This is a genomic window from Methylomarinovum tepidoasis, assembly GCF_030294985.1.
Classification (GTDB): domain Bacteria; phylum Pseudomonadota; class Gammaproteobacteria; order Methylococcales; family Methylothermaceae; genus Methylohalobius; species Methylohalobius tepidoasis.
Map to the genome: position 1 here is coordinate 1,481,438 of NZ_AP024718.1, position 24,287 is coordinate 1,505,724.

20 protein-coding genes and 1 other RNA gene are annotated in these 24,287 nt (G+C 64.0%); 17 read left to right on the forward strand and 4 right to left on the reverse strand.

Annotated features, from left to right (window positions below):
• Window positions 1-31: 31 nt before the first annotated feature.
• The 3 genes from rnpB to MIN45_RS07520 all read right to left on the reverse strand — a co-directional run bounded on the left by rnpB (window position 32) and on the right by MIN45_RS07520 (window position 1,397).
• Window positions 32-389: RNase P RNA component class A (gene rnpB, locus MIN45_RS07510), an RNA gene on the reverse strand.
• Window positions 390-417: 28 nt separating this feature from the next.
• The gene (gene rsmI, locus MIN45_RS07515; RefSeq protein ID WP_286291341.1) at window positions 418-1,260 is read right to left on the reverse strand and encodes a 16S rRNA (cytidine(1402)-2'-O)-methyltransferase; all 843 of its coding nucleotides are present in this window, start codon (window positions 1,258-1,260) and stop codon (window positions 418-420) included.
• Window positions 1,257-1,397 (reverse strand): hypothetical protein, encoded by a 141-nt coding sequence (locus MIN45_RS07520; RefSeq protein WP_286291342.1) that lies wholly within the window; start codon window positions 1,395-1,397, stop codon window positions 1,257-1,259. The genes rsmI and MIN45_RS07520 overlap by 4 nt, the downstream gene beginning before the upstream one ends.
• A gap of 252 nt (window positions 1,398-1,649) precedes the next feature.
• On the opposite strand from MIN45_RS07520, the gene pgi reads away from it, so the two are divergent.
• The 11 genes from pgi to fliT (MIN45_RS07575) all read left to right on the forward strand — a co-directional run bounded on the left by pgi (window position 1,650) and on the right by fliT (MIN45_RS07575) (window position 14,745).
• Window positions 1,650-3,299: a glucose-6-phosphate isomerase gene (gene pgi, locus MIN45_RS07525; protein WP_286291343.1), complete on the forward strand. Its 1,650-nt coding sequence runs from the start codon at window positions 1,650-1,652 to the stop codon at window positions 3,297-3,299.
• Window positions 3,296-4,015, forward strand: a complete 720-nt coding sequence (pgl, locus tag MIN45_RS07530) for a 6-phosphogluconolactonase (protein WP_286291344.1) — start codon at window positions 3,296-3,298, stop codon at window positions 4,013-4,015. Before pgi ends, pgl begins: the two co-directional genes overlap by 4 nt.
• 107 nt (window positions 4,016-4,122) lie before the next feature.
• A complete protein-coding gene (locus tag MIN45_RS07535; RefSeq protein ID WP_286291345.1) occupies window positions 4,123-5,958 on the forward strand; it encodes a multicopper oxidase family protein in 1,836 nt (611 codons plus the stop codon).
• A gap of 217 nt (window positions 5,959-6,175) precedes the next feature.
• Window positions 6,176-6,583 (forward strand): hypothetical protein, encoded by a 408-nt coding sequence (locus tag MIN45_RS07540; protein WP_286291347.1) that lies wholly within the window; start codon window positions 6,176-6,178, stop codon window positions 6,581-6,583.
• Between the two features lie 167 nt (window positions 6,584-6,750).
• Window positions 6,751-8,913, forward strand: a complete 2,163-nt coding sequence (locus MIN45_RS07545; protein WP_286291348.1) for a flagellin N-terminal helical domain-containing protein — start codon at window positions 6,751-6,753, stop codon at window positions 8,911-8,913.
• 82 nt (window positions 8,914-8,995) lie between these two features.
• Window positions 8,996-11,212 (forward strand): flagellin N-terminal helical domain-containing protein, encoded by a 2,217-nt coding sequence (locus MIN45_RS07550; RefSeq protein ID WP_286291349.1) that lies wholly within the window; start codon window positions 8,996-8,998, stop codon window positions 11,210-11,212.
• 75 nt (window positions 11,213-11,287) lie between these two features.
• On the forward strand, window positions 11,288-13,336 hold the full coding sequence (gene fliD, locus MIN45_RS07555) for a flagellar filament capping protein FliD (RefSeq protein WP_286291350.1): 2,049 nt from the start codon (window positions 11,288-11,290) through the stop codon (window positions 13,334-13,336).
• Window positions 13,337-13,356: 20 nt separating this feature from the next.
• Window positions 13,357-13,785 carry a flagellar export chaperone FliS gene (gene fliS / locus MIN45_RS07560; protein WP_286291353.1) on the forward strand — a complete coding sequence of 143 codons (429 nt, stop codon included), beginning with the start codon at window positions 13,357-13,359 and terminating at the stop codon, window positions 13,783-13,785.
• A 22-nt stretch (window positions 13,786-13,807) separates the two neighbouring features.
• Window positions 13,808-14,173 carry a flagellar protein FlaG gene (locus tag MIN45_RS07565; RefSeq protein WP_286291354.1) on the forward strand — a complete coding sequence of 122 codons (366 nt, stop codon included), beginning with the start codon at window positions 13,808-13,810 and terminating at the stop codon, window positions 14,171-14,173.
• A 9-nt stretch (window positions 14,174-14,182) separates the two neighbouring features.
• Entirely contained in the window at window positions 14,183-14,479 is a 297-nt protein-coding gene (gene fliT / locus MIN45_RS07570) for a flagellar protein FliT (RefSeq protein ID WP_286291355.1), read from the forward strand.
• The gene (fliT, locus tag MIN45_RS07575; RefSeq protein ID WP_286291356.1) at window positions 14,476-14,745 is read left to right on the forward strand and encodes a flagellar protein FliT; all 270 of its coding nucleotides are present in this window, start codon (window positions 14,476-14,478) and stop codon (window positions 14,743-14,745) included. The genes fliT (MIN45_RS07570) and fliT (MIN45_RS07575) overlap by 4 nt, the downstream gene beginning before the upstream one ends.
• On the opposite strand, the gene MIN45_RS07580 is transcribed toward fliT (MIN45_RS07575), so the two are convergent.
• Entirely contained in the window at window positions 14,726-15,520 is a 795-nt protein-coding gene (locus tag MIN45_RS07580) for a cytochrome C assembly family protein (RefSeq protein ID WP_286291357.1), read from the reverse strand. The two genes, fliT (MIN45_RS07575) and MIN45_RS07580, sit on opposite strands and share 20 nt — an antisense overlap.
• A gap of 62 nt (window positions 15,521-15,582) precedes the next feature.
• Here MIN45_RS07580 and ffh point away from each other — a divergent pair, with 62 nt between their 5' ends.
• Genes ffh through MIN45_RS07610 form a run of 6 tightly spaced genes read left to right on the forward strand, consistent with a single transcriptional unit; the run spans window position 15,583 to window position 24,244 of the window.
• Window positions 15,583-16,947 (forward strand): signal recognition particle protein, encoded by a 1,365-nt coding sequence (ffh, locus tag MIN45_RS07585; protein WP_286291358.1) that lies wholly within the window; start codon window positions 15,583-15,585, stop codon window positions 16,945-16,947.
• Window positions 16,948-16,950: 3 nt separating this feature from the next.
• Window positions 16,951-17,931 carry a GTP 3',8-cyclase MoaA gene (moaA, locus tag MIN45_RS07590; protein ID WP_286291359.1) on the forward strand — a complete coding sequence of 327 codons (981 nt, stop codon included), beginning with the start codon at window positions 16,951-16,953 and terminating at the stop codon, window positions 17,929-17,931.
• Window positions 17,932-17,988: 57 nt separating this feature from the next.
• Window positions 17,989-20,670: a pyruvate dehydrogenase (acetyl-transferring), homodimeric type gene (gene aceE, locus MIN45_RS07595; protein WP_286291360.1), complete on the forward strand. Its 2,682-nt coding sequence runs from the start codon at window positions 17,989-17,991 to the stop codon at window positions 20,668-20,670.
• A gap of 55 nt (window positions 20,671-20,725) precedes the next feature.
• Complete coding sequence (aceF, locus tag MIN45_RS07600; protein ID WP_286291361.1) at window positions 20,726-22,018, forward strand: dihydrolipoyllysine-residue acetyltransferase; 1,293 nt, start codon at window positions 20,726-20,728, stop codon at window positions 22,016-22,018.
• A 19-nt stretch (window positions 22,019-22,037) separates the two neighbouring features.
• Entirely contained in the window at window positions 22,038-23,450 is a 1,413-nt protein-coding gene (lpdA, locus tag MIN45_RS07605; protein ID WP_286291362.1) for a dihydrolipoyl dehydrogenase, read from the forward strand.
• Entirely contained in the window at window positions 23,447-24,244 is a 798-nt protein-coding gene (locus tag MIN45_RS07610) for an alpha/beta fold hydrolase (RefSeq protein ID WP_286291363.1), read from the forward strand. Before lpdA ends, MIN45_RS07610 begins: the two co-directional genes overlap by 4 nt.
• The last annotated feature ends 43 nt before the right edge of the window (window positions 24,245-24,287 follow it).

Consider the following 24,287-nt stretch of genomic DNA (forward strand, 5'->3'; position numbering starts at 1 on the left):
TCAAGGAACAAGTGTAGTTCAGGCGGAGGAAGGGGAGAGCCGGCCTGTAAGCCGGGTTCTGTCGGGGGCAATCATTCGTCTAGGACGCCTGTCGCCAGGCGCCTCCAGCGATCTACCCGGGAGCGGCGTGCGGGCCACACGCATGGTGCTCCCCTATTTGATCTTGCTCCGGGTGGGGTTTGCCGTGCCGCGGTCGGTTGCCCGCCGCGCGGTGCGCTCTTACCGCACCGTTTCACCCTTGCCTGTGCCCGAAACGGGCCATCGGCGGTCTGTTCTCTGTGGCACTTTCCGTCGCCTCGCGGCGCCCAGGCGTTACCTGGCACCCTGCCCTGTGGAGCCCGGACTTTCCTCTCCCGCTCGAAGGCGGCAGCGATTGCCCGGCCGGCTCTCCAAGTATCATTAGACCAGAAAACGCCGTTAGGTTTCCGGCTTTTGCCGTTCCAGCGCCGTCTGGTAGAGCAATTTTTTCCGCGCGCCGGTGATTTTCTCCGCCAGGGAGACGGCAATTTTGAGGGAGCATTCTTCCAGCAGCAGATCCAGCACGCGGCGCTGCTCCGCCGACAGGCTGGCCTTGTCCCGGGGGGCGCCCTCCAGAACCAGGACGAATTCCCCTTTCCGCCAGTCGGGGTGATCCCGGAAGTGCAGTGCCGCCTCGGCGATCTCGGTGATGATGAGGCGCTCGTGCACCTTGGTCAGTTCCTTGGCGATGACCAGGCGGCGCTGCGGCGGAAAGGTGGCGGCCAGGTCTTCCAGGCAGGGCAGGATGCGGTGGCAGGATTCGTAGAACACCAGCGTACGCGGCTCGTCGCGCAGAGCCTCGAAGAAGCGGCGGCGGGCGCTCGAAGTCCGGGGCGGAAAGCCCTCGAAAGCGAAGCGGTCGGTGGGCAGCCCGGCGGCGGAGAGGGCGGCGATGGCGGCACAGGGGCCCGGAACGGGACTGACCCGGATGCCGGCTTCGTGAGCGGCCCGGACCAGCAGAAAGCCTGGATCGTTGATGAGCGGCGTGCCGGCGTCGGAAACCAGCGCCACATCGCTGCCGGCCCGGAGACGGTCTAGAATGTCGTCGATCCGGGTGCGTTCGTTATGGTCGTGCAGAGCCGTGACCGGCGTGGAAATCCCGTAGCGGCTCAGCAGCTGTTGGCTGTGGCGGGTATCCTCGGAGGCGATCAGGTCGGCCTGGCGCAGCGTCGCCAGCGCCCGCTCGCTGATGTCGCCAAGATTGCCGATGGGCGTGGCGACCACATACAGCGTGCCGCTCATTCAATCGCGGAAACCGGCTTGCGGCTGCCCAGGCGGGCCAGCCGGCGGTAGGCGAGATAACCCCATTGGCGCAGAACCAGCCAGTAGATACCCAGCAGCAGTCTGGCGATGGTGAAATAACCGGAAATGCGTTTCATGGCAGCTTTCCTGTAGAGCAAAGGATTCAGAAACATAAAAGCAAACCTTGAGCCAGTTGATGAAAAACAAGGAATTGGAACTGCCAGGCACAGGCGCTGTTCAATTTTTCGACACAGGATTGTCTGGCAGCCCATCAGGGCTGTCAATGTAACCGCGCCAGGTGACCGTTTGATGAAGCGGAACTTCCTCCTGTGACCGGGCATGGTTTACCATGGTTCCGGTATGTGCGATTGCAAAGGGGGAGTTTGATCGTGACCACGCCGACCGCCTTGCCTGCCTGGAATGCGTTGCAGGCGCACCGGCAGGAAATTGCCGGCCAGCATCTGCGCGACTGGTTCGCCGCCGACCCGCAGCGTTTCCAACGTTTCTCCCTGCGCTGGGGAGACATCCTGTTCGACTATTCCAAGCACCGGATCACTGACAAGACCCTCGGGCTACTGCTGCAACTGGCCGAGCAGAGCGGCCTGGCAGCCAGGATCGAGGCGATGTTCAGCGGCGAGAAGATCAACGTCACCGAAGACCGGGCCGTGCTGCATGTGGCCCTGCGCAACTGCAGCGATCGCCCCATCTACGTCGATGGCGAGGATGTGATGCCGGCGGTGTGGCGGGTGCTGACTCAGATGCGCCGTTTCAGCGAGCAGGTGCGCGGCGGTCAGTGGCGGGGCTTTACCGGGCGGCCGATCACCGACGTGGTCAATATCGGCATCGGCGGTTCGGATCTGGGGCCGCGCATGGTCACCACCGCGCTGACGCCCTATCACAAGGAAGACCTGCGGGTGCATTACGTCGCCAACGTGGATGAGGCGGACCTGATCGAAACCCTCAAGGGGCTGGATCAGGAAACCACCTTGTTCCTGGTGGTCTCCAAAACCTTCACCACCCAGGAAACCATGACCAACGCCCGCTCGGCGCGGGACTGGCTCCTGACCGCCGCGGGGGGTGACGAGACCGCCATCGCCCGCCATTTCGTCGCCGTCTCCACCAACCGTCATGCGGTGCAGGCCTTCGGCATCGACCCTGAGAACATGTTCGAGTTCTGGGACTGGGTCGGGGGGCGTTATTCGCTGTGGTCGGCGGTGGGCCTTTCCATCGCTCTGGCAGTGGGCATGGACCGCTTCGAGGAACTGCTGCAGGGCGCCTTCGAGATGGACGAGCATTTCCGCACCACGCCGTTCTCCCGCAACCTTCCCGTGCTCATGGGGCTGCTGGGCATCTGGTACGCCGATTTCTTCGGCGCCGAATCCCACGCGGTGCTGCCTTACGATCAGTATCTGCGCCATTTCCCCGACCACCTCCAGCAGCTCGACATGGAGAGCAACGGCAAGCGCGTCGATCTGGAGGGCCGGGCGGTCGATTACGCCACCGGCCCGATCGTCTGGGGGCAGCCCGGCACCAACGGCCAGCATTCCTTTTTCCAACTGCTGCACCAGGGCACCCACCTGGTACCGTGCGATTTCCTGGTGGCGGCCCGCAGCCATCACGAACTCGGCGACCATCACCGTATCCTGGTGGCCAACTGCCTGGCCCAGGCCGAGGCCCTGATGCGGGGGCGTACCTTCGAGGAGGCCCGGGCCGAGCTGGAAGCCGAAGGGGTGCCGGAAGACCGTCTGGATCTGCTCGCGGCGGCCAAGATCTTCCCCGGCAACCGCCCCTCGAGCCTGTTCCTGTATCCCAAGCTGACGCCCAGGATTCTGGGGAGCCTGATCGCCTGCTACGAACACAAGGTCTTCGTCCAAGGAGCGATCTGGAACGTCAATTCCTTCGACCAGATGGGGGTGGAACTGGGCAAGCAGCTCGCCAGGCGAATCCTGCCCGAGCTGGAGGGTGGCCAGATCGGCGAGCACGACGCCTCGACCCGGGCCCTGATCGAGGTCTATCGCCACTGGCAGACCCGGCCGTGAACCGGGAACGCCGGATTTTCCCCGATCCCGAAGCGGCCTGCGAGGCGCTGGCGCAGGATTTCATCACCACGGTGGAGCGCGCCCTGGAAAAGGCGGGGCGTTTCACCGTGGCGCTGGCTGGCGGTTCGACCCCGGCCCGTTTCTATCGGCTGCTGGCCCGGTCCCCTTACCGGGAGCGGCTCGCCTGGGAAAAGCTGCACGTGTTTTTCGGCGACGAGCGCTTCGTGCCCCCGGATCATCCTGACAGCAATTACCGCATGGCCCGCGAAGCCCTGCTCGACCACGTACCGATCCCGGCGGCCAACGTGCATCCCATGCCGACCCTGGGACTGACATTGCCGGCTGCCGCCCGGCGGTACGAAACCCATCTGCTCGAATGCTTCGCCGGCTCGCCGCAACTGGACTGGGTGCTGCTGGGGCTGGGGGAGGACGGCCACACCGCTTCGCTGTTTCCCGGTTTCGAGCCCCCACCGGAGGCCTGGGTGGCCGCAGTCGCATCCGCTCCCAAACCGCCTCCCCGGCGTCTGACCCTGACCTACCGGACCTTCAATCACGCCCGCCAGGCCGTCTTTCTGGCGACCGGGGCCGGCAAGGCCGGGATCGTCGCCCGGGTCTTCACCCGGCCGGAGCTGAATCTGCCGGCCCAGCGGATCGCCCCCCGGGAGCGGCTGTCATGGTATCTGGACGAGGCGGCCTCGGCGGGTCTGGTCACTTGATCTGCCGCAAAAGAATGGGGCACGGTCTCTTGCGCATTCGAGCCAGGACTGGTAAGTTGCCAATAAGCATATTCTAAATTAGAACGGCGAGTTGGAGAGGTGCGATCATGAGCGAAAAAATCGATCTGAAACGGCGGCGGTTGTTGCAGGCGGCAAGCGCAGGGATGGCGCTGGCGGCGGCAGGGCCGGCATTCCCCATCATCCTGAAACGGCAGTCCTTCGGCCGTCCGAAGCGGGAGGCGACGGCGACGTTCTTCCCGGACGTGGAAATCGAGCTGGTCGCCGCGCCCGGTAAAGTTCAGATCCTGCCGGGGCCGGCCACCCGGGTATGGCGCTATACAGCCCGGGTGGTGAAGGGCGATCCGGATGCGGTGATTCCCATTCCCGATACCTATCTGGGTCCGATCCTCAAATTCCGCAAGGGGCAACGGGTCCGCATCACCCTGCACAACCGTCTGCCGGCGAAATTCATCACCCACTGGCACGGCATGCACGTCCCCTTCGAGGCCGATGGGCATCCCAGCTACGCCATCGATCCGGAAGAAACCTACGTTTACGAATTTACCGTCGAGAACCGGGCCGGAACCTACTGGTATCACCCCCATACCAACATGGTGACCGGCGCCCAGGCCTATTCCGGACTGGCAGGACTGATCCTCGTCGAGGACGACGAAGAAAATGAGGTGCCGCTGCCGCGGGGAGAATACGATCTGCCTCTGGTGCTGCAGGACCGCACCTTCGATGAAACCAATCAGCTGCTTTACGACCGCCGTGGTCCCATCGCCATGTTGGGTTTCCTCGGGGAGAAGATCCTGGTAAACGGCCATCCGGATTTCACTCTGAATGTAGCTTCCCGTTCCTACCGCTTCCGGGTGCTCAACGGTTCCAATTCCCGCATCTACAAGCTGGCCTGGAGCGATGGTGACTCCATCACCGTCATCGGCACCGACGGCGGTCTGCTGGAGCGTCCCGTCACCCGGCCCTATCTGATGATCGGCCCGGGGGAGCGTTACGAGTTATGGCGTGACTTCTCCAAATCCAAGGGGAAGGAGGTCAGGCTGGAAAGCCAAGAATATCACGGCATCATGCCGCCGCTTTACGAACGTTTCCGCCGTAGCGGCGGCAGCATGATGGGCATGGGCGGTATGATGGGAGGTGGCATGGGCCGCGGTGGCCGCATGGGCAGTATGGGACAGCGCGGTGGCATGGGCGGCATGATGGGAACCCAGACCATCAGCGGCCCGGAAGGCATGATGGGCACCATCGGTCCGATGATGCTCATGGCCCGTCACATTCCCCAGGGAAGTCATTTCACCATCGCCCGTTTCCGGGTGACGGAAAAGCCCAGGACTCTGGACAACCAGGAATTGCCGGCCAAGCTGCGTCCCCTGCCGCAGCTCAGCCTGGATGACGTGGTCAACCCTGACAAGCCACGTCCCATCGCTATCGGCAATCACGGCCGTCAGTTCACCCTCAACGGTCAGGCGTTTTCGATGACCGGCGCGCTGCCGATCGAGACCTTCCCGGTCAATACCATCCACCTGATGGAAATCTTCCACGAACACGGCGGTATGGAAATGGAAGGGGAACACGGGGGCGAAAGCGAACACGGCAGCCGCCAATCCATGCAGGGCATGGGGGGCGGCATGAGCATGGCGATGATGATGGCCATGGTCCATCCGATTCATCTTCACGGGCATTACTTCCAGATCGTCCGCCGCACCCCGCCGGAAGCCGGCGGCATGCACGGCAGCAGCGAAGGTTATGAAACCGTCAAGGACGGCCTGGTGGACGAAGGCTATCAGGATACGGTGCTGGCGATGGCCGGCGAGCGCATCCAGCTCATCAAGCCCTTCGACAAGTACAAGGGGCTGTTCCTGTATCACTGCCACAACCTCGAGCACGAGGATGGCGAGATGATGCGTAACTTCAAGGTAGTCTGAGGCAGGTTCCCTGACGATGACGAAAAGGCCCCGCTCCGGCGGGGCCCTTTTCGTTAACCTTCCCGATCGTCTTCGTGGCTTGGTTGTTTTTTGCCATCATGGCTTCAGGTGAGGCTGGCATGCAGTCTTCGCTTTTGATCTGCATTTTTGCATGTCGCCTCGCAATGATGCGATCATTTTATACTTGGAAAAGCAACCTCAAAAACTCGGAGCTGCCATGTCCCTGGCTCAGGAAGACCTGGATCAAATCCGCCGCCTGATTCGTGAGGAAGTCGATGCCCGGCTTTCCTCCGGGTTGGTGCGTTATGACCTGGAATTGCGTGAGCGCATCGTCCGGGTGGAGGAAGAGCTCAGGCACCAGCGGGAGCTGATGGACCAGGGTTTCCAGCTGATGGACAAGCGCATCGAAGCGCTGCGCGAGGAGATGAACGAGCGCTTCGAGCAAGTGGACAAGCGTTTCGAACAGGTTGACAAGCGCTTCGAGCAGGTTGATAAGCGCTTCGAGCAGATGGACCTGCGTTTTGAGCGCCTGACGGGGCGTATCGATCGTTTCATGCGCTGGTCCTTCGCCCTCACGCTTACCGTTGGCGGCCTGATCGTGGCTGCGATCAAATATCTTCCCTGACGACATCCCTTCATTGCCACCCTGTCGTCACCGCAGTGGCAGAGAAATGCCACTTCGTCTCCGAGATTGAGCCAATTTGTTGATTTTTCAATCTCTATATTGTGGCATTAATATTGCTTGAGATCTGGTGATCAATCATTTCACCGGCGAATTTCGGAGGGAAAGCCATGCCACAAGTGATCAACACCAATATGATGGCGCTGACTGCCCAGCGTAATCTCAACAAGACCGAAGGGATGCTGAGTCAGGCGATGGAGCGGCTGTCGTCTGGGCTGCGGGTCAACAGCGCCAAGGACGACTCGGCGGGTCTGGCCATCGCCACCCGTTTCGACACTCAGACCCGCGGCATGACCGTGGCCATGCGCAATGCCGGCGACGGTATCTCCATGGCCCAGACTGCCGAGGGGGCGCTGGGGAGCATGACCGACAACCTGCAGCGTTTGCGCGAGCTGGCGGTGCAGGCGGCCAACGCCACCAACTCGGACTCCGACCGGGCGTCTTTGAATGCCGAGGCCCAGCAGCTGATCGACGAGATTCAGCGGGTGGCCGAGCAGACCAACTTCAACGGCACCAAGTTGCTGGACGGCAGTTTCGGCAAGCAGGTGTTTCAGATTGGCGCCAACAAGGGGGAGACCTTCGAGTTTTCCATTGGCAAGATGACCACCGACAAGCTGGGCACCAGCACCACCGCCGGGGTGGCCGCGACCAACAACGGTCAGGCGTTGACCAATGGCGATCTGATCATCAACGGGGTGGCGATCGCCGCCTCCAGCGCTTTGGATGATACCGCTTCGACGGATAACGCTGCAGCCAGCGCCATTGCCAAGGCGGCGGCGATCAACAAGGTGTCGGACCAGACCGGCGTGGTGGCCGAAGTGGCGGCCAACGTGGCGGCTGGAACCAAGATGGTCCCGGCTTCGACCAGCGGTAGCGTGACCATCAATGGCGTCACGATTTCCGTGGCCACAGGCGGTGTCGATGCAACTGCCGACCGGGTAGCGGTGGTCAAGGCCATCAATGCCGTCAGTGACCAGACGGGGGTGGTCGCTGTCGATACCGGAGCGGCGGAAACAGGGGTTCGCCTGGAGGCTGCGGATGGACGTAACATCGAGCTAAGCTTCGGCGGTACGGTGACGAAGGAAGCGACGGGTTTGGCGGCTGCGGGGACTTATACGGGCGGTTACACGCTGCGGGCGACCAACAACCAGCCGATCAAGATCGAGTCTGGCACCAATGGGGATGTTGGACTTCGCAACGCCGGTTTGATGGCTGGCACCTACGAGAATCAGGTGGCGACGGTATCGACTCAGGACGGCAAGCAAGCAGCGGCTGCGGCCGCGGCCCTGACGGCAACCGATGGCGGTACGGGTGAGCAGCTTGCTTTGAACACCGGCGATCTGGTGATCAACGGCGTTCAGATCGACGCGGCCAATGCGGCCGACGATACCGCCTCCGACACCAGCGCCAACTCCAGCATCAAGGAGGCCAGTGCCATTGCCATCGCGGCGGCGATCAACAAGGCCAGCGACGCCACCGGGGTGACGGCGACAGCCGATGCCAACGTGGTGGAAGGCACGAGTGGGTCGACGGCTGGCGCGGCCGGGACGGATACTATCCAAATTTTCATCAATGGAAAGCAAACCGCAACCATTACCTCCGTGGGAGATTTGGGCAAGGACCGGGTGGCTGTGGTCAATGCCATCAATGATATAGCCGGTCAGACGGGCGTTCGGGCTGAAGACACCGGCAAAGGTGTCCGCCTGGTCGCCGACGATGGGCGCAATATCAGTATCGTTGCCAAAACGGTGGCGGCAGGTGACGTAGCCAAGTTTGGCTTGGACGGGATTGCCGAGACGACTGCAGCGGTGACGTTTGCCACTGATGCCGAGACTTACTACTCCACCGTCACCCTGCAGTCGGCCGGCGAAATCACAGTCGAGGCCGGAACCAATGGTCCCCAGGAATTGCAAAATCTCAAGTTCAAGGCGGGTTCCCACGGTGGCGCCTCCACCGGTCAATTTCTCAAGGACGTGGATTTGAGCACGGTGGAGGGGGCGACCAAGGCGTTGGAGGCGATCGACAATGCCTTGGAGACCATCAACAGCGCCCGTGGTGATCTTGGGGCGGTGCAGAACCGTCTGGAATCGACGATCGAGAACATCCAGGTGACCCGTGACAACCTGACCGCTTCCAAGTCGCGGATCATGGACGCCGATTTTGCCGCCGAGACCGCCGAGCTGGCCAAGGCCCAGGTGTTGCAGCAGGCGGGGATGGCCATGCTGGCCCAGGCCAAGCAGCAGCCCCAGCAGGTGCTGTCGTTGTTGAAGTGATGCAGGCTAAAGTTTCTTCTATGGGTGCCGCTATCTGAAATGAACGCGGAACTTACCCCATCCGGATACAGGAGGACGGAACATGCCAAGCATCATCAATACCAACATCATGGCGCTGACTGCCCAGCGTAATCTCAACAAGACCGAAGGGATGCTGAGTCAGGCGATGGAGCGGCTGTCGTCTGGGCTGCGGGTCAACAGCGCCAAGGACGACTCGGCGGGTCTGGCCATCGCCACCCGTTTCGACACTCAGACCCGCGGCATGACTGTGGCCATGCGCAATGCCGGCGACGGCATCTCCATGGCCCAGACTGCCGAGGGGGCGCTGGGGAGCATGACCGACAACCTGCAGCGTTTGCGCGAGCTGGCGGTGCAGGCGGCCAACGCCACCAACTCGGACTCCGACCGGGCGTCTTTGAATGCCGAGGCCCAGCAGCTGATCGACGAGATTCAGCGGGTGGCCGAGCAGACCAACTTCAACGGCACCAAGTTGCTGGACGGCAGTTTCGGCAAGCAGGTGTTTCAGATTGGCGCCAACAAGGGGGAGACCTTCGAGTTTTCCATTGGCAAGATGACCACCGACAAGCTGGGCACCAGCACCACCGCCGGGGTGGCCGCGACCAACAATGGTCAGGCGTTGACCAATGGCGATCTGATCATCAATGGGGTGGCGATCGCCGCCTCCAGTGCTCTGGATGATACCGCTTCGACGGATAACGCTGCAGCCAGCGCCATTGCCAAGGCGGCGGCGATCAACAAGGTGTCGGACCAGACCGGTGTGGTGGCCGAAGTGGCGACTAACGTTGTTGCCGGTTCGTCCATGAGTGCGTTGGACACCACCGGTAAGATTACCCTTAACGGAGTCGATATCAATATTGCAACTGGCGGAGTGGATACCTCAGCTGACCGGGCAGCGGTGGTCAAGGCCATCAATGCCGTCAGTGACCAGACGGGGGTGGTCGCTGTGGATACGGGTACGGATGAAAATGGTGTCCGCCTGGAGGCGGCCGATGGCCGCAATATTCAACTGGATTTGTCTGGACTAACCCGTTCGGATGGTTCAACTGCAATCACCGCAGCACAGGCAAGTGCGGCCACCGGGTTGGCAGCAGTGGATTCGGCAACGGAAAAACAGACGTTCACGGGCGGCTATACGCTGCGGGCGACCAACAACCAGCCGATCAAGATCGAGTCTGGCACCAATGGGGATGTTGGACTTCGCAACGCCGGTTTGATGGCTGGCACCTACGAGAATCAGGTGGCGACGGTATCGACCCAGGACGGCAAGCGAGCTGCGGCTGCGGCCGCGGCGCTGACGGCAACCGATGGCGGCACGGGTGAGCAGCTTGCTTTGAACACCGGCGATCTGGTGATCAACGGCGTTCAGATCGACGCGGCCAATGCGGCCGACGATACCGCCTCCGACACCAGCGCCAACTCCAGCATCAAGGAGGCCAGTGCCATTGCCATCGCGGCGGCGATCAACAAGGCCAGCGACGCCACCGGGGTGACGGCGACAGCCGATGCCAACGTGGTGGAAGGCACGAGTGGGTCGACGGCTGGCGCGGCCGGGACGGATACTATCCAAATTTTCATCAATGGAAAGCAAACCGCAACCATTACCTCCGTGGGAGATTTGGGCAAGGACCGGGTGGCTGTGGTCAATGCCATCAATGATATAGCCGGTCAGACGGGCGTTCGGGCTGAAGACACCGGCAAAGGTGTCCGCCTGGTCGCCGACGATGGGCGCAATATCAGTATCGTTGCCAAAACGGTGGCGGCAGGTGACGTAGCCAAGTTTGGCTTGGACGGGATTGCCGAGACGACTGCAGCGGTGACGTTTGCCACTGATGCCGAGACTTACTACTCCACCGTCACCCTGCAGTCGGCCGGCGAAATCACAGTCGAGGCCGGAACCAACGGCACCACGGCGCTGGAAAACATCAAGTTCAAAGCAGGCTCCTACGGCGGCGCCTCCACCGGTCAGTTTCTCAAGGACGTGGACTTGAGCACGGTGGAGGGGGCGACCAAGGCGTTGGAGGCGATCGACAATGCCTTGGAGACCATCAACAGCGCCCGTGGTGATCTTGGGGCGGTGCAGAACCGTCTGGAATCGACGATCGAGAACATCCAGGTGACCCGTGACAACCTGACCGCTTCCAAGTCGCGGATCATGGACGCCGATTTTGCCGCCGAGACCACCGAGCTGGCCAAGGCGCAGGTGTTGCAGCAGGCGGGGATGGCCATGCTGGCCCAGGCCAAGCAGGCCCCACAACAGGTGTTGTCGTTGTTGCGGTAAGACCGCATCCACCTTTCACCTAGCCCAGGGACGGGCCCGTTTCGGGTCCGTCCCCTTGCCGTTTGAGGAAACGCCATGGCGACCATCACATCGACGGGGCTCGGCTCCGGCCTCGACATTCAGAACATCGTCACCAGCCTGGTGGCAGCCGAGCGCAAGCCGACCGAAGCCCGCATCCAGCGCCAGCAGGAACAGATCCAGGCCCAGCTGTCGGCCTTCGGCCAGCTCAAGAGCGACCTGGAGGAAATGGATGCAGCGCTTGGCAAACTCAAATCGCCGGTTTTCTGGCGGCGGCACCAGACCAGTTCCAGCAACGAGGCGGTGGTCACCGCCACCGCCGGCGCCGTGGCCCGCGAAGGGCAGTATCAGGTGACGGTGAACCAGACCGCCCAGGCCCACGCGGTGGCTTCGTCCACCTTTTCCTCGGTAGACGACGTGGTAGGGTCCGGAACGCTCACCATCCGCTTCGGCGCTTGGAGTTACGATGCCGGTGGCAATCCCACCACGTTCACCGCCGACGCGGACAGCGCCGCCCAGTCCCTGACCATCGATACCACCAACAACACCCTGTCGGGGTTGCGTGATGCCATCAATGACGCCGGCATCGGCGTGCGGGCCTCCATCGTCAACGACGGCAGCGGCTTCCGCCTGGTGCTGACTTCGGAACGGACTGGCGCCGGCAACGCCCTGGAAGTCAGCGTCAGCGACAGCGATGGCAACGACACCGACGCCGCCGGCCTGTCGCGGCTGGCGTTCAACGCCTCGGCCCGCAACCTGACCCAGACCCTGGCCGGGCGCGACGCCGAGCTGGAGGTGGACGGCATCGCCGTCACCTCGCCCACCAATCTGGTCACCGGCGTCATCGACGGGGTGACCCTCAATCTCAAGAGCGCCGCCCCTGGTTCTGCCGTGACCGTGGGCGTTTCCCTCGACGACGAGGCGATCACCGAGGCGATGCAGGGCTTCGTGGATGCCTACAACCAGTTCCGCGGCCACGTGGCCGCGGCCACCGCTTTCGACAAGGAGCAGAACGTGGCCGCCCCCTTGCTGGGTGACAGCACCGTCCGTGCGGTGAACGCCCAGCTGCGGCGCCTGATCGGCCAGGTGGTGCCCGGGTTGGAGGAGGCTGGCATCCGCTCCCTGGCGGATGTGGGGTTGAGCACTGACAAGGACACCGGACAATTGTCTCTGGACACATCCAAATTCAAGGCCATGCTCCACGACCATCCCAAGGAGATGCAGGCCCTGTTCGCCACCCGCGGCGACACCAGCGACGCCCAGATTCGTTATTTCGGCGCTACCCCCAAGACCCAGGCCGGCACCTATGCGGTCGAGGTGACCGCCCTGGCGACCCAGGGGCGTTTCGACGGCGCTTCGGTGTTGCCGGCGGATTTCGCCGCCACGCCCCTGGTGATCGACGCCGACAACGACGAATTCACCATCGAAGTGGACGGCGTCCGCTCCGGCCCCATCCAGCTGACCCAGGGCAGCTACGCCTCCGGCGACGATCTGGCGCGCGAGATCCAGGCCCGCATCAACGAGGATGCCGCCCTGAAGGCCGCCGCCCGCCACGTGGAGGTCAGCTATGACAGCGCCAACACCCGTTTCGTGCTGACTTCCTCGACTTATGGCAGCAGTTCTCAGGTTTCCTTCGTCGCGGTCGATAACAACAGTGGAAGCACCCTGGGCTTCTCGGTGGCATCAGGCACCGCCGGCACCGATGTGGTGGGGAAGATCAACGGCGTGGCGGCCGAGGGCAGGGGGCAGTTCCTCGTCGGCGCCGAAGGGGACGCCAGCGAGGGGCTGCAGGTCAAGGTGCTGGGTGGGGCTGTGGGAGAACGCGGCAACGTGACTTTGATCCGCGGAGTGGCCGACCGCCTTGACGACCTGCTCAAGCAACTGACCGGCAGCGGCGGTTCCCTGGCCGACAAGATGGAGGGGCTCACCAGCCGTCTCGACAAGCTCAGCCTGGAACAGCAGAAGCTCGACGACCGCATGCAGCGGTTGGAGGCGATGTACCTGAGAAGATTCAACGCGATGGACGCCCTGGTGGCCCAGTTCAAGAGCACCGGGGATTTTCTCACCCAGCAGCTCAAGGCGTTGGAACCGAAGAGTGACAATTGACGAAATCGAGGAGAAATGACATGTACGCAACGGCAGGCAACGCAGCCCTGAAACAGTATCAGCAGGTGGGCACCGAAGGCCAGGTGGCCGACGCCGACGGCCACCGCCTGGTGATGCTGTTGTTCGAAGGTGCCCTGGAACGTATCAACGCCGCCCGTGCCGCCCTGGAGGCCGGCAACCTGGCGCGCAAGGGGGAGTTGATCGGCAAGGCGGTGACCATTCTCGGTGGTCTGCGGGAGACCCTGGACTTCGAGGCCGGCGGCGAGCTGGCCGAAAACCTGGATCTGCTCTACGGCTACATGCAGCGCCGGTTGCTGGAGGCCCATGTCAAGAACCAGCCTGAACTGATGCAGGAGGTGGTCGGGCTGCTGCGTCCGCTGGCCGAAGCCTGGGCGGCGATACCCGAGGAGGCCCGGCGGGTTCCTCTGGAGACGGCGGCCGGAGCATGACCGCAATGTGGAGGATCGAGCGATGAAAGTCGAAGCCGTTATCAACCAATATCAATCCCAGGTGCCGGCCGATCCGGTCCGGGCCGCGCGGCCGGTGGGAAAAGGGGGGGAAGACGCCCGCGCCGACGGGACTCCCCCCCGGAAAGTGGACCCGCCCCAGCCGGAGCAGGTAGCGCAGGCGGTCAAACAGATCAACGACTATCTGCAGACGGTGCAGCGCAATCTGGAATTTTCCATCGACCGGGATACCCGTCAGGTGGTGGTCAAAGTGCTGGATGCCGAAAGCGGGGAAGTGGTGCGTCAGATCCCGCCCGAATCGGTCCTGAAACTGGCCAAGGCCATGAAGGAAAGTAAGGAAGAAGGGCTGTTGTTCGCGCAGCGGGCTTGAGGTGCCGGAATGAGCATGCTGGAGGAAGCGTTGCGGCTGACGGCTGCGATGGCGGAAAAAGCGGAAACGGCGGACTTCGAGTCCCTGGAGGCGTTCAAATCCCGCCGGGACGCCGTGTTGCGTCAGGCGCTGGCGGGGGAGGAGGGGCCCCGCCGGGAGCGGTATGCGGTACTGTGCCGGATCCGGGAGCTGGACGCACAGATCGTCGCCGTCCTGGAACGGGAGCGGGATCAGGCCGCCGCCGCCCTGCGCCGGCTGCGCAGCGGGCATCAGGCGGTTTCCCAGTATCTTGCGAGTGGGGCGTGAAGCCGATGGTAGCCGCCGATCCGTCCCGCCTGGAGCATCTCAACCGTCAGTTGCTCGATTGCGCCGCCGCCGGCCGCTGGGACGAGCTGCGGCAGCTGGCGCGCGAACGGCAGGCGTTGTTGCAGGCCCTGTTGCGCCGCACCGAAGGGCGGGAAGCCGCCGTCTGGATCCAGCGCGCCGTAGCGGTGGACCGGACGATCATCCGCCTGGGACTTCGCCGCCGTCACCGCCGGCCACCAGCCGACTTCACACACGTTGCAGGATGATTTCCAGCGCCAGTTTGCTGCCGAAGTAAGCCAGAAGCAGCGCCGCGAATCCCCCCAACGTCCAACGGATCGCGGTCTTGCCGCGCCAGCCGTGGCGCCAGCGTCCCCACAACAACAGCCCGAACACCCCCCACGACAGGATCGACAGCACCGTCTTGTGCACCAGGTGCTGGGCGAACAGATCCTCCACGAACATCAGCCCCGTCAGCAGCGAAGCGCTGAGCAGCACGAACCCCGCCCCGATGAGCTGAAACAGAAACGTTTCCATCGCCTGCAGCGGCGGCAGGGAACGCACAAAACGCCCCGGATGCCTGTGGCGCAGCTGCCAGTCCTGCCAGGCCAGCAGAACGGCCTGGAAGGCGGCGACGTTGAGCAGGCTGAAGGCCAGAATCGACACCAGGATGTGCAGCTGCATTCCCGGCGACAGCGCGGCAAGGGGGTGCACTTCGGCGGGGAACGCCAGTCTAAGCAGTAACGTGAGCGCCGCCAGCGGCAGAACCGCCAGTCCCAGCTTGTCGAGGGGCTTGCCCAGGGCAGCGGTGAGGAACAGCAGCACGATCATCCAGCTGATCAGGGCGGCGGTGCTGAAGAAGCTGAGATCGAGCCCCGCGGGCGTCAGCAGGATGTCTTTCAGGGCGATGCCGTGCAGCACCGCGCCGACGGCGGTGGCCGCCAGCACCGTCTGGCGGCCGGCGGCCGGGCGCAGCAGGCGCCAGAATCCGGTTCCGTAGGCGGCGATTGCGCCACCGGCAACGATGATGGTCCAATTCGCCAATGGTTTCCTCCTTACTCACTCTGGCATAATACCCAACATTCTATTGCAGGTGACAGTACGCCATGTTTGACAATCTGACCGAACGCCTCACCAAGACCCTCAAAACCATCCGCGGCCAGGGCCGCCTGACCGAGGACAACATCAAGGACACCCTGCGCGAGGTGCGCATGGCCCTGCTGGAGGCCGACGTCGCCCTGCCGGTGGTCAAGGCCTTCATCGACCGGGTGCGTGAGCGCGCTCTGGGGCAGGAGGTTCAGACCAGCCTGACGCCGGGACAGGCATTCGTCAAGATCGTCAACCAGGAACTGGTGGACGTCATGGGCGGGGCCAGCGAAGGCCTCGATCTGGCCACCCAGCCGCCGGCGGTGATCCTGATGGCCGGCCTGCAGGGGGCGGGCAAGACCACCACCGTGGCCAAGCTGGCGCGCTGGCTCAAGGACCATCAGAAGAAGAAGGTCGCGGTGGTCAGCGCCGACGTCTATCGCCCGGCCGCCATCGAGCAGCTGAAAACCCTGGCCGAAGACGTCGGCGTCGAGTTCATCCCCTCGTCGCCGGACGAGGTGCCGGTGGAGATCGCCAGAAAGGCCGTCGAACACGCCCGCAGGAAACTGCTGGATGCGGTCATCATCGACACCGCCGGCCGTCTCCACATCGACGCGGACATGATGCGCGAGATCCAGGCCATCCATGCGGCCGTCGATCCGGTCGAGACCCTGTTCGTGGTGGACAGCATGACCGGCCAGGACGCGGCCAACACCGCCAAGGCCTTCCACGACGCCCTGCCGCTCACCGGCGTGGTGCTGACCAAGGCCGACGGCGACGCCCGCGGCGGGGCGGCGCTGTCGATCCGCCACATCACCGGCAAGCCGATCAAGTTTATCGGCACCGGCGAGAAGGCCGACGCCCTCGAGCTGTTCCACCCGGACCGCATCGCTTCGCGCATCCTCGGCATGGGCGACGTCCTCAGCCTGATCGAGGAAGTGGAACGCAAGATCGACAAGGGCAAGGCGGAGAAATTCGTCAACAAGCTCCAGAAGGGCAAGGGCTTCGATCTGGAGGACATGCGCGAGCAGCTCATGCAGCTCAACAAGATGGGCGGCGTCTCCAAGCTCCTCGACAAGCTGCCGGGCATGGGAGAGCTGCCAAAGAACGTCAAGCAGAACATCGACGACCGCGACATCGACCGCCAGATCGCCATCATCAACTCCATGACCCCCCACGAGCGCCGCTTCCCTGCGGTCATCAACACCTCGCGCAAGCGCCGCATCGCCCGGGGCGCGGGGATGCAGGTGCAGGACGTCAACCGCCTGCTGAAGCAGTACAACCAGATGCAGAAGATGATGAAGAAGATGAAAAAGATGAAGGGCTTCGGCAAGGGCGGCTTTCCGGGGCTGCCCGGCGGCGGGATGCCGAAGCTGCCGTTTTAAGCCATGCTCATCGACCGCTTCGGCCGCCGCATCACCTACCTGCGCCTGTCGGTCACCGACCGCTGCGATCTGCGCTGCCGCTACTGCATGGCCGAGAACATGGCTTTTCTGCCCCGGGCCCAGATCCTCACGCTGGAGGAGCTTTACGCCCTGGCCCGGGTGTTCGTAGGTCTGGGGGTGGAGAAGATCCGCGTCACCGGCGGCGAGCCGCTGGTGCGGCGCGGGGTGCTGGATCTGATCGACGATCTGGGCAGGCTGCCGCTGCGGGAACTGACCCTGACCACCAACGCCATGCGTCTGGCCGAGTGCGCCGGACGGCTGGCGGCGGCCGGCGTCCGGCGCATCAACGTCAGTCTCGACAGCCTCGATCCGCAGCGTTTCCGCCGCATCACCCGGGTCGGTGAGCTGGAGCGGGTGCTGGCCGGGATCGAGGCGGCGCGCCGGGCCGGTTTCCGGCGCATCAAGCTCAACACGGTGGTGCTCAGGGGCGTCAACCACGACGAGACCGCCGATCTGGTCCGCTTCGCCGTCGACCGCGGTCTGGACATCAGCTTCATCGAGGAGATGCCCCTGGGGGTGATCGGCGACCACGATCGTGCCGCGGCCTTCTACGCTTCCGATCAGGTGCGGGCCGATCTGGCAAGGCATTTCGAGCTGCTTCCCACCACCGAGCGCACCGGCGGGCCGTCGCGCTACTGGTGGGTGGCCGGCAGCGACACCCGCGTCGGTTTCATCTCCCCCCACAGCCACAATTTCTGCGGCGACTGCAACCGGGTGCGTCTGACCGCGGAAGGCCGCCTGCTGCTGTGTCTGGGCAACGATCATTCCCTGGACCTGCGCCGGATCCTGCGGCGCTGGCCCGGCGATGAGGACCGGCTGCGCCGGGCCATCCTCGAAGCGATCGGGCGCAAGCCGGAGCGTCATCATTTCGATCTGCGCGAGCAGCCGGTGATTCTGCGTCATATGAATCACACCGGGGGTTGAGAGATTGCAATTGGATTTGGATTTGTTGGCAAGCGTATTGGAGGACCTGTGACTGAGATGAATTTGGACCCCCGCGGCCTTTCCGGGGCGCGACTGATCCAGGACGACGATCCCCAGGAAACCCGCGAGTGGCTCGATGCGTTGGAGGCGGTGATCCGCCATGCCGGTCCCGGCCGGGCTCACTATCTGATCGAACGTTTGATCGACCAGGCCCGCCAGGCCGGGATCACCATCCCCTACTCCGCCACCACGCCCTACATCAACACCATCCCCGCAGAGCTGGAGCCGAGCTATCCGGGCGATCTGGATCTGGAGCGGCGCATTCGCTCCTTCGTGCGTTGGAACGCCATGGCCATGGTGGTGCGGGCCAACCGCCGTTCCACCGAATACGGCGGCCACATCGCCAGCTACGCCTCGGCGGCGACTCTGTACGAGGTGGGTTTCAACCACTTTTTCCGCGCTCCTAACGAGAACTTCGGCGGCGATCTGGTGTTCTTCCAGGGCCACGCTTCGCCGGGGATGTACGCCCGCGCCTTTCTGGAAGGGCGCTTGACCGAGGAACAACTGGCCAACTTCCGCAGCGAGGTCGAAGGCAACGGGTTGTCTTCCTATCCCCATCCGTGGTTGATGCCCGATTTCTGGCAGTTTCCCACCGTCTCCATGGGGTTGGGGCCGCTGATGGCCATCTATCAGGCCCGCTTCATGCGCTACCTCCACGACCGCGAGCTGGCCGACACCACGGGCCGCAAGGTCTGGTGTTTCTGCGGCGACGGCGAGATGGACGAGCCGGAGTCGGTCGGCGCCCTGTCCCTGGCCGGGCGCGAGCGCCTCGACAATCTGATCTTCGTCGTCAATTGCAACCTTCAGCGCCTCGACGGCCCGGTGCGCGGCGACGGCAAGATCATCCAGGAGCTGGAAAGCCTGTTCCGCGGCGCCGGCTGGAACGTCATCAAGGTGATCTGGGGCTCGCGCTGGGATCCGCTCCTGGCCCGCGACACCCACGGTCTTTTGAAAAAGCGCATGGAGGAGGTGGTCGACGGCGAATACCAGACCTACAAGGCCAAGGATGGGGCCTATGTGCGCGAGCATTTCTTCGGCAGGTATCCGGAGCTGCTGGAGATGGTCAAGGACATGTCCGACGAGCAGATCTTCCGTCTCGACCGCGGCGGCCACGATCCCAGGAAGGTCTATGCCGCCTACGAGCGGGCGGTGAAGCACAGCGGTCAGCCGACGGTGATCCTGGCCAAGACCATCAAGGGTTACGGCATGGGCGAGGCCGGCGAGGGCCGCATGGGCGCCCACCAGCAGAAGAAACTGGAGGAGAAAGCCCTGCGTCAGTTCCGCGACCGCTTCGAAATCCCCATCCCCGACGACAAGCTGCTGGAGACGCCCTTCTACAAACCCTCCGAAGACAGCGAGGTGATGCGCTACCTGCACGAGCGCCGCCGTGCCCTGGGAGGATACCTGCCCCAGCGCCGGCGTCAGTCGTCGGTGTTCCTCTCCCTGCCCGACGACAAGCCCTACGATTTCGCCTTCCAGGGCACCGGCGAGCGGGAGATGTCCACCACCATGATCTTCGTGCGCCTGCTGGCGGCGTTCATGCGCGATCGCCGCTTCGGCAGGCACGTGGTGCCCATCGTTCCCGACGAGGCCCGCACCTTCGGCATGGAAGGGCTGTTCCGCCAATACGGCATCTACTCCCACGTGGGACAGTTGTTCGAGCCGGAGGACGCCGGGCAGATCAACTACTACCGCGAGGACAAGAAGGGGCAGGTGCTGGAGGAGGGCATCTGCGAAGCCGGCGCCATGGCCGACTGGATCGCCGCCGCCACCGCCTACAGCAACCACGACCTGCCCATGGTGCCGTTCTACATCTATTATTCGATGTTCGGCTACCAGCGCGTCGGCGATCTGTGCTGGGCCGCCGGCGACATGCAGGCGCGCGGTTTCCTGGTGGGCGGTACCGCCGGGCGCACCACCCTGGCCGGGGAAGGGTTGCAGCACCAGGACGGTCACAACCTGCACTTCTTCTCCGCCGTCCCCAACTGTATCGCCTACGATCCCTGCTTCGGCTACGAGCTGGCGGTCATCATCCGCGACGGGCTCAAACGCATGATCGGTAACGGCGAGAACGTCTATTACTACCTGACGGTAATGAACGAGAATTACCCCCATCCGCCGATGCCGGAGGGGGTGGAAGCGGGCATCCTCAAGGGCATGTACCGCATCGCCGGCGGCGATCAGGCCCAAGTGCAACTCCTGGGTAGCGGCACCATCCTGCGCGAGGTGATCGCCGCCGCCGAGTTGCTGCGGCAGGATTTCGGCATCGCCGCCGACGTCTGGAGCGTCACCAGCTTCTCCGAGCTGCACCGCGACGGCGTCCAGGCCGAGCGCTGGAATCAGCGTCATCCTGCCGAGGCGCCGAAAAAGCCCTACGTCACCGAATGCCTGGAGAAGGCATCGGGACCGGTGGTGGCGGCGACCGACTACATCCGCAGCCACGCCGAGCAGATCCGCGCCTTCGTCCCGCAGCGCTATGTCACCCTCGGAACCGACGGCTACGGCCGCAGCGACACCCGCAAGGCTCTGCGTTACTTCTTCGAGGTGGACCGCTACGCGGTGGCGCTGGCCGCTCTCAAGGCGTTGGCCGACGAGGGCAAGGTCGAGGCCGACGTGGTGCGTCAGGCCATTGACCGCTACGGCATCGATCCGGAAAAACCGTTCCCGCCGACGGTGTGAAAGGGTAAAGTGAGCGCATAATAACCACAAGATCATCGAAACTAAGGGGTAACGAGTGAGCCAGATCAAGGAAATCAGCGTCCCACCGTTGGGGGATGTGGACGCCGTCGATGTCATCGAAGTGCTGGTCCAGCCCGGCGACACCGTGGCCAAGGACGATCCGCTGATCACGCTGGAGAGCGACAAGGCCACCATGGAGGTGCCCTCGCCGGAAGCCGGGGTGGTCAAGGAAGTCCTGGTCAAGGTGGGGGACAAGGTCAAGGAAGGCGATTCCATCGTCCGTCTGGAAGCGAGCGAGGCGGAAGAAGCCGAAGCCGCGCGACCCGTCAAGGCAGAGGAGCCCAAGGCTTCGGCCGCCGTGTCGGAGGTCCAGGCCCCCATTGCCGAACCGGCACCGTCAGAACCCGAACCTGCGCTTGCACCGCCGCTTGCCGAAGCCCCAGCCGCCGAACTGCCCTATGCCAGCCCGTCGGTGCGGCGCTTCGCCCGCAGCCTGGGCGTGGATCTGTCCCAGGTGCGCGGCAGCGGGCCCAAGGGCCGGATTCTGCGCGAGGACGTGGAAAAATACGTCAAGTCCCGCCTGCAGGGGGCGCCGGCGGCAGGAGCGGCGCCGGGAATCCCGCCGGTGCCAGAGGTGGATTTCGCCAAATTCGGGCCGGTGGAAAGACAGCCATTGTCGCGGATCAAACGCCGCAGCGGTCCCCACTTGCAGCGGGCCTGGCTCAACGCCCCCCAGGTGACTCAGCACCACGACGTGGACATCACCGAGCTGGAAAATTTCCGCCAGTCCCTCAAGCGGGAGGCGGAAAAGCGTAGCATCAAACTGACGCCGCTGGCCTTCGTTCTGCGGGCGCTGCCGGTGGTGCTGAAGGAATTCCCCCAGTTCAACGCTTCCCTGGCGCCGGACGGCGAAACCCTGATTCTCAAACGTTACTGTCACATCGGCGTCGCCGTGGCCACGCCGGACGGGCTGGTGGTGCCGGTGATCCGCGACGTGGACCGCAAGGGCGTATGGGAACTGGCCGCAGAGCTGGCCGAGGTCAGCGCCCGTGCCCGGGCCGGCAAGCTCGGGCCCAACGATCTTCAGGGAGGTTGCTTCTCCGTGTCCAGCCTCGGCGGCATCGGCGGGGGGCACTTCACCCCCATCGTCAACGTGCCGGAGGTGGCCATTCTGGGGTTGTCACGGGCGCGGATGCAGCCGGTGTGGAACGGCAGCGAATTCGAACCGCGGCTGATGCTGCCGATTTCCCTGTCTTACGACCACCGGGTGATCGACGGCGCCGAGGGGGCGCAGTTCGTGGTCCGCTTCGGCCAGTTGCTCTGCGATTTGCGCCAGTTGGTGCTGTGAGGGAGAGGGAGGAAGAAACATGACGATCGAAACCGAAGTCCTGGTCATCGGCGCCGGCCCCGGCGGTTACACGGCGGCCTTCCGCGCCGCCGACCTGGGCAGGAAAGTGACTCTGGTGGAACGCTTTCCGGTGCTGGGGGGCGTGTGCCTCAACGTCGGCTGCATTCCCTCCAAGGCCCTGCTGCACCTGGCGGAGCTGATCTATCAGGCCGGGGACGCGGCCGCCAAAGGCATCGATTTCGGCACCCCGAAGATCGACCTCGACAAGGTACGGGCCTGGAAGGAACGGGTGGTCAAGACCCTCAACACCGGCCTGGCCGGACTGGCCAAACAGCGCCAGGTCCAGGTGGTGCAGGGAGTGGCCCGATTCACCTCCCCCCACGAGGTCGAGGTGGAAGGGCCTGAAGGCAGCGAAACCGTCCGTTTCCAGAACGCCATCATCGCCGCCGGCTCCCGACCGGTGCAGCTGCCCGGCTTTCCTGACGATCCGCGGATCATGGATTCCACCGGCGCGCTGGCGCTGGAGGAGATTCCCGGTCATTTGCTGGTGGTGGGGGCAGGTGTCATCGGTCTGGAAATGGCCTGTGTCTATCATGCCCTGGGGGCGAAGATCTCGGTGGTGGAACTGGCGGACCAGATCCTACCGGGGACCGATCCGGAGCTGATCCGGCCGCTGCTGCAGACCATCACCAAGCGCTACGAGAACATCTGGCTGCGCGCTAAAGTGACTGGGGTCGAGGCCGGCGCGGACGGCCTGACGGTCCGTTTCGAGGGCGAGGGGGTGCCGGATCAGGCCCGCTTCGACCGTATCCTGGTGGCGGTGGGCCGCCGTCCCAACAGCGACCGTCTGAACCTGGCCGCTGCCGGCATCGACACCGACGAACGCGGTCTCATCCCGGTGGACGAGCAGATGCGCACCCAGGTGCCGCACATTTTCGCCATCGGCGATCTCGTGCCGGGGCCGATGCTGGCCCACAAGGCCAGCCACGAAGGCAAGATCGCCGCCGAGGTCATCGCCGGGGAGAAGGTGGCCTTCCAGGCCCTGACCATCCCGGCGGTGGCCTATACCGATCCGGAAGTGGCCTGGATGGGCAGGAGCGAGGCCGACCTGAAGGAAGCCGGCATCGAATACGACAAGGCGGTATTTCCCTGGGCCGCCAGCGGCCGCGCCCTGGCGATGGGGCGGCGCGAGGGGCTGACCAAGCTGCTGTGCGACAGGAAGACCCGCCGGATTCTGGGTGCCGGCATCACCGGGCCCCACGCCGGCGAGCTGATTTCCGAAGCCGTGCTGGCGCTGGAGATGGGGGCTGATGCCGAGGATCTGGCCCTGACCATCCATCCCCATCCGACCCTGTCGGAGACGCTGATGTTCGCCGCCGAGATGCTCGAAGGCAGCATCACCGATCTGTATCTGGGCGGAAAGAAAAAATGAACCTGGCGGAATTGTCCACGGTCGCGCTGCGCTGCCAGCATTTCGGCGAGGCCGGTCCGCCGTTGATGATCCTCCACGGCCTGTTCGGCGCCGGCCGCAATTGGTATTCCCTGGCCCGCAAGCTGGCGGATGAATGCCAGCTCCACGTCCCCGATCTGCGGGGACACGGGGAATCGCCTCAGGTGAGGCCCATCGACTATCCCCATATGGCCGCCGACGTTCTCGCCTTGCTCGATCGTGAAGGTTTGGACTCGGTCGGCCTGCTGGGTCACAGCATGGGCGGCAAGGTGGCTATGACCCTGGCGCTGCATGCGCCCGAGCGGGTGGAGCGGCTGATCGTGGTGGACATCGCCCCGGTGCAGTACAGCCACAACTTCGATCACGTCATCGCCGCCCTGCGGGCCCTGCCCCTGGAGAGAATCCACAGCCGTCGCGAGGCGGAGGCGTGGCTCAATCAGCACCTGGACAATCCGCTGGTGTGCCAGTTTCTGCTCCAGAATCTGGTAGCCGATGATCACCGCTACCGCTGGCGTATCGACCTCGATCTCATCGCCGAGGCGCTGCCGGGCATCGTCGGTTTCCCCCTCGACGACCAGGTCAGGCCGTTCGCGGGGCCGACCCTGTTCATCGCCGGCGGCCGCTCGGAATACCTCAAGCCCCAGTACCACCAGGCCATCCGCACCCTGTTCCCCAACGCCCGCATCCAGACCGTCGCCAACGCCGGTCACTGGGTCCACATCGACGAGCCCGACGCCTTCCTCGATGTGGTGCGTTGCTTCCTGCGGGGGACATGAGCCGACGCCATTAAAGCCGCGTCCCTTCCCGCCGCTAACTTCG

Excerpts from the sequence above, each read along its gene's own strand:
- aceE (WP_286291360.1), top strand. The coding sequence starts at position 17,989 with ATGAATTTGGACCCCCGCGGCCTTTCCGGGGCGCGACTGATCCAGGAC.
- fliD (WP_286291350.1), top strand. The coding sequence starts at position 11,288 with ATGGCGACCATCACATCGACGGGGCTCGGCTCCGGCCTCGACATTCAG.
- MIN45_RS07535 (WP_286291345.1), top strand. The coding sequence starts at position 4,123 with ATGAGCGAAAAAATCGATCTGAAACGGCGGCGGTTGTTGCAGGCGGCA.
- moaA (WP_286291359.1), top strand. The coding sequence starts at position 16,951 with ATGCTCATCGACCGCTTCGGCCGCCGCATCACCTACCTGCGCCTGTCG.
- fliT (WP_286291355.1), top strand. The coding sequence starts at position 14,183 with ATGAGCATGCTGGAGGAAGCGTTGCGGCTGACGGCTGCGATGGCGGAA.
- MIN45_RS07550 (WP_286291349.1), top strand. The coding sequence starts at position 8,996 with ATGCCAAGCATCATCAATACCAACATCATGGCGCTGACTGCCCAGCGT.
- lpdA (WP_286291362.1), top strand. The coding sequence starts at position 22,038 with ATGACGATCGAAACCGAAGTCCTGGTCATCGGCGCCGGCCCCGGCGGT.
- MIN45_RS07540 (WP_286291347.1), top strand. The coding sequence starts at position 6,176 with ATGTCCCTGGCTCAGGAAGACCTGGATCAAATCCGCCGCCTGATTCGT.
- MIN45_RS07520 (WP_286291342.1), bottom strand. The coding sequence starts at position 1,397 with ATGAAACGCATTTCCGGTTATTTCACCATCGCCAGACTGCTGCTGGGT.
- rsmI (WP_286291341.1), bottom strand. The coding sequence starts at position 1,260 with ATGAGCGGCACGCTGTATGTGGTCGCCACGCCCATCGGCAATCTTGGC.
- MIN45_RS07610 (WP_286291363.1), top strand. The coding sequence starts at position 23,447 with ATGAACCTGGCGGAATTGTCCACGGTCGCGCTGCGCTGCCAGCATTTC.
- fliS (WP_286291353.1), top strand. The coding sequence starts at position 13,357 with ATGTACGCAACGGCAGGCAACGCAGCCCTGAAACAGTATCAGCAGGTG.
- MIN45_RS07565 (WP_286291354.1), top strand. The coding sequence starts at position 13,808 with ATGAAAGTCGAAGCCGTTATCAACCAATATCAATCCCAGGTGCCGGCC.
- MIN45_RS07545 (WP_286291348.1), top strand. The coding sequence starts at position 6,751 with ATGCCACAAGTGATCAACACCAATATGATGGCGCTGACTGCCCAGCGT.
- ffh (WP_286291358.1), top strand. The coding sequence starts at position 15,583 with ATGTTTGACAATCTGACCGAACGCCTCACCAAGACCCTCAAAACCATC.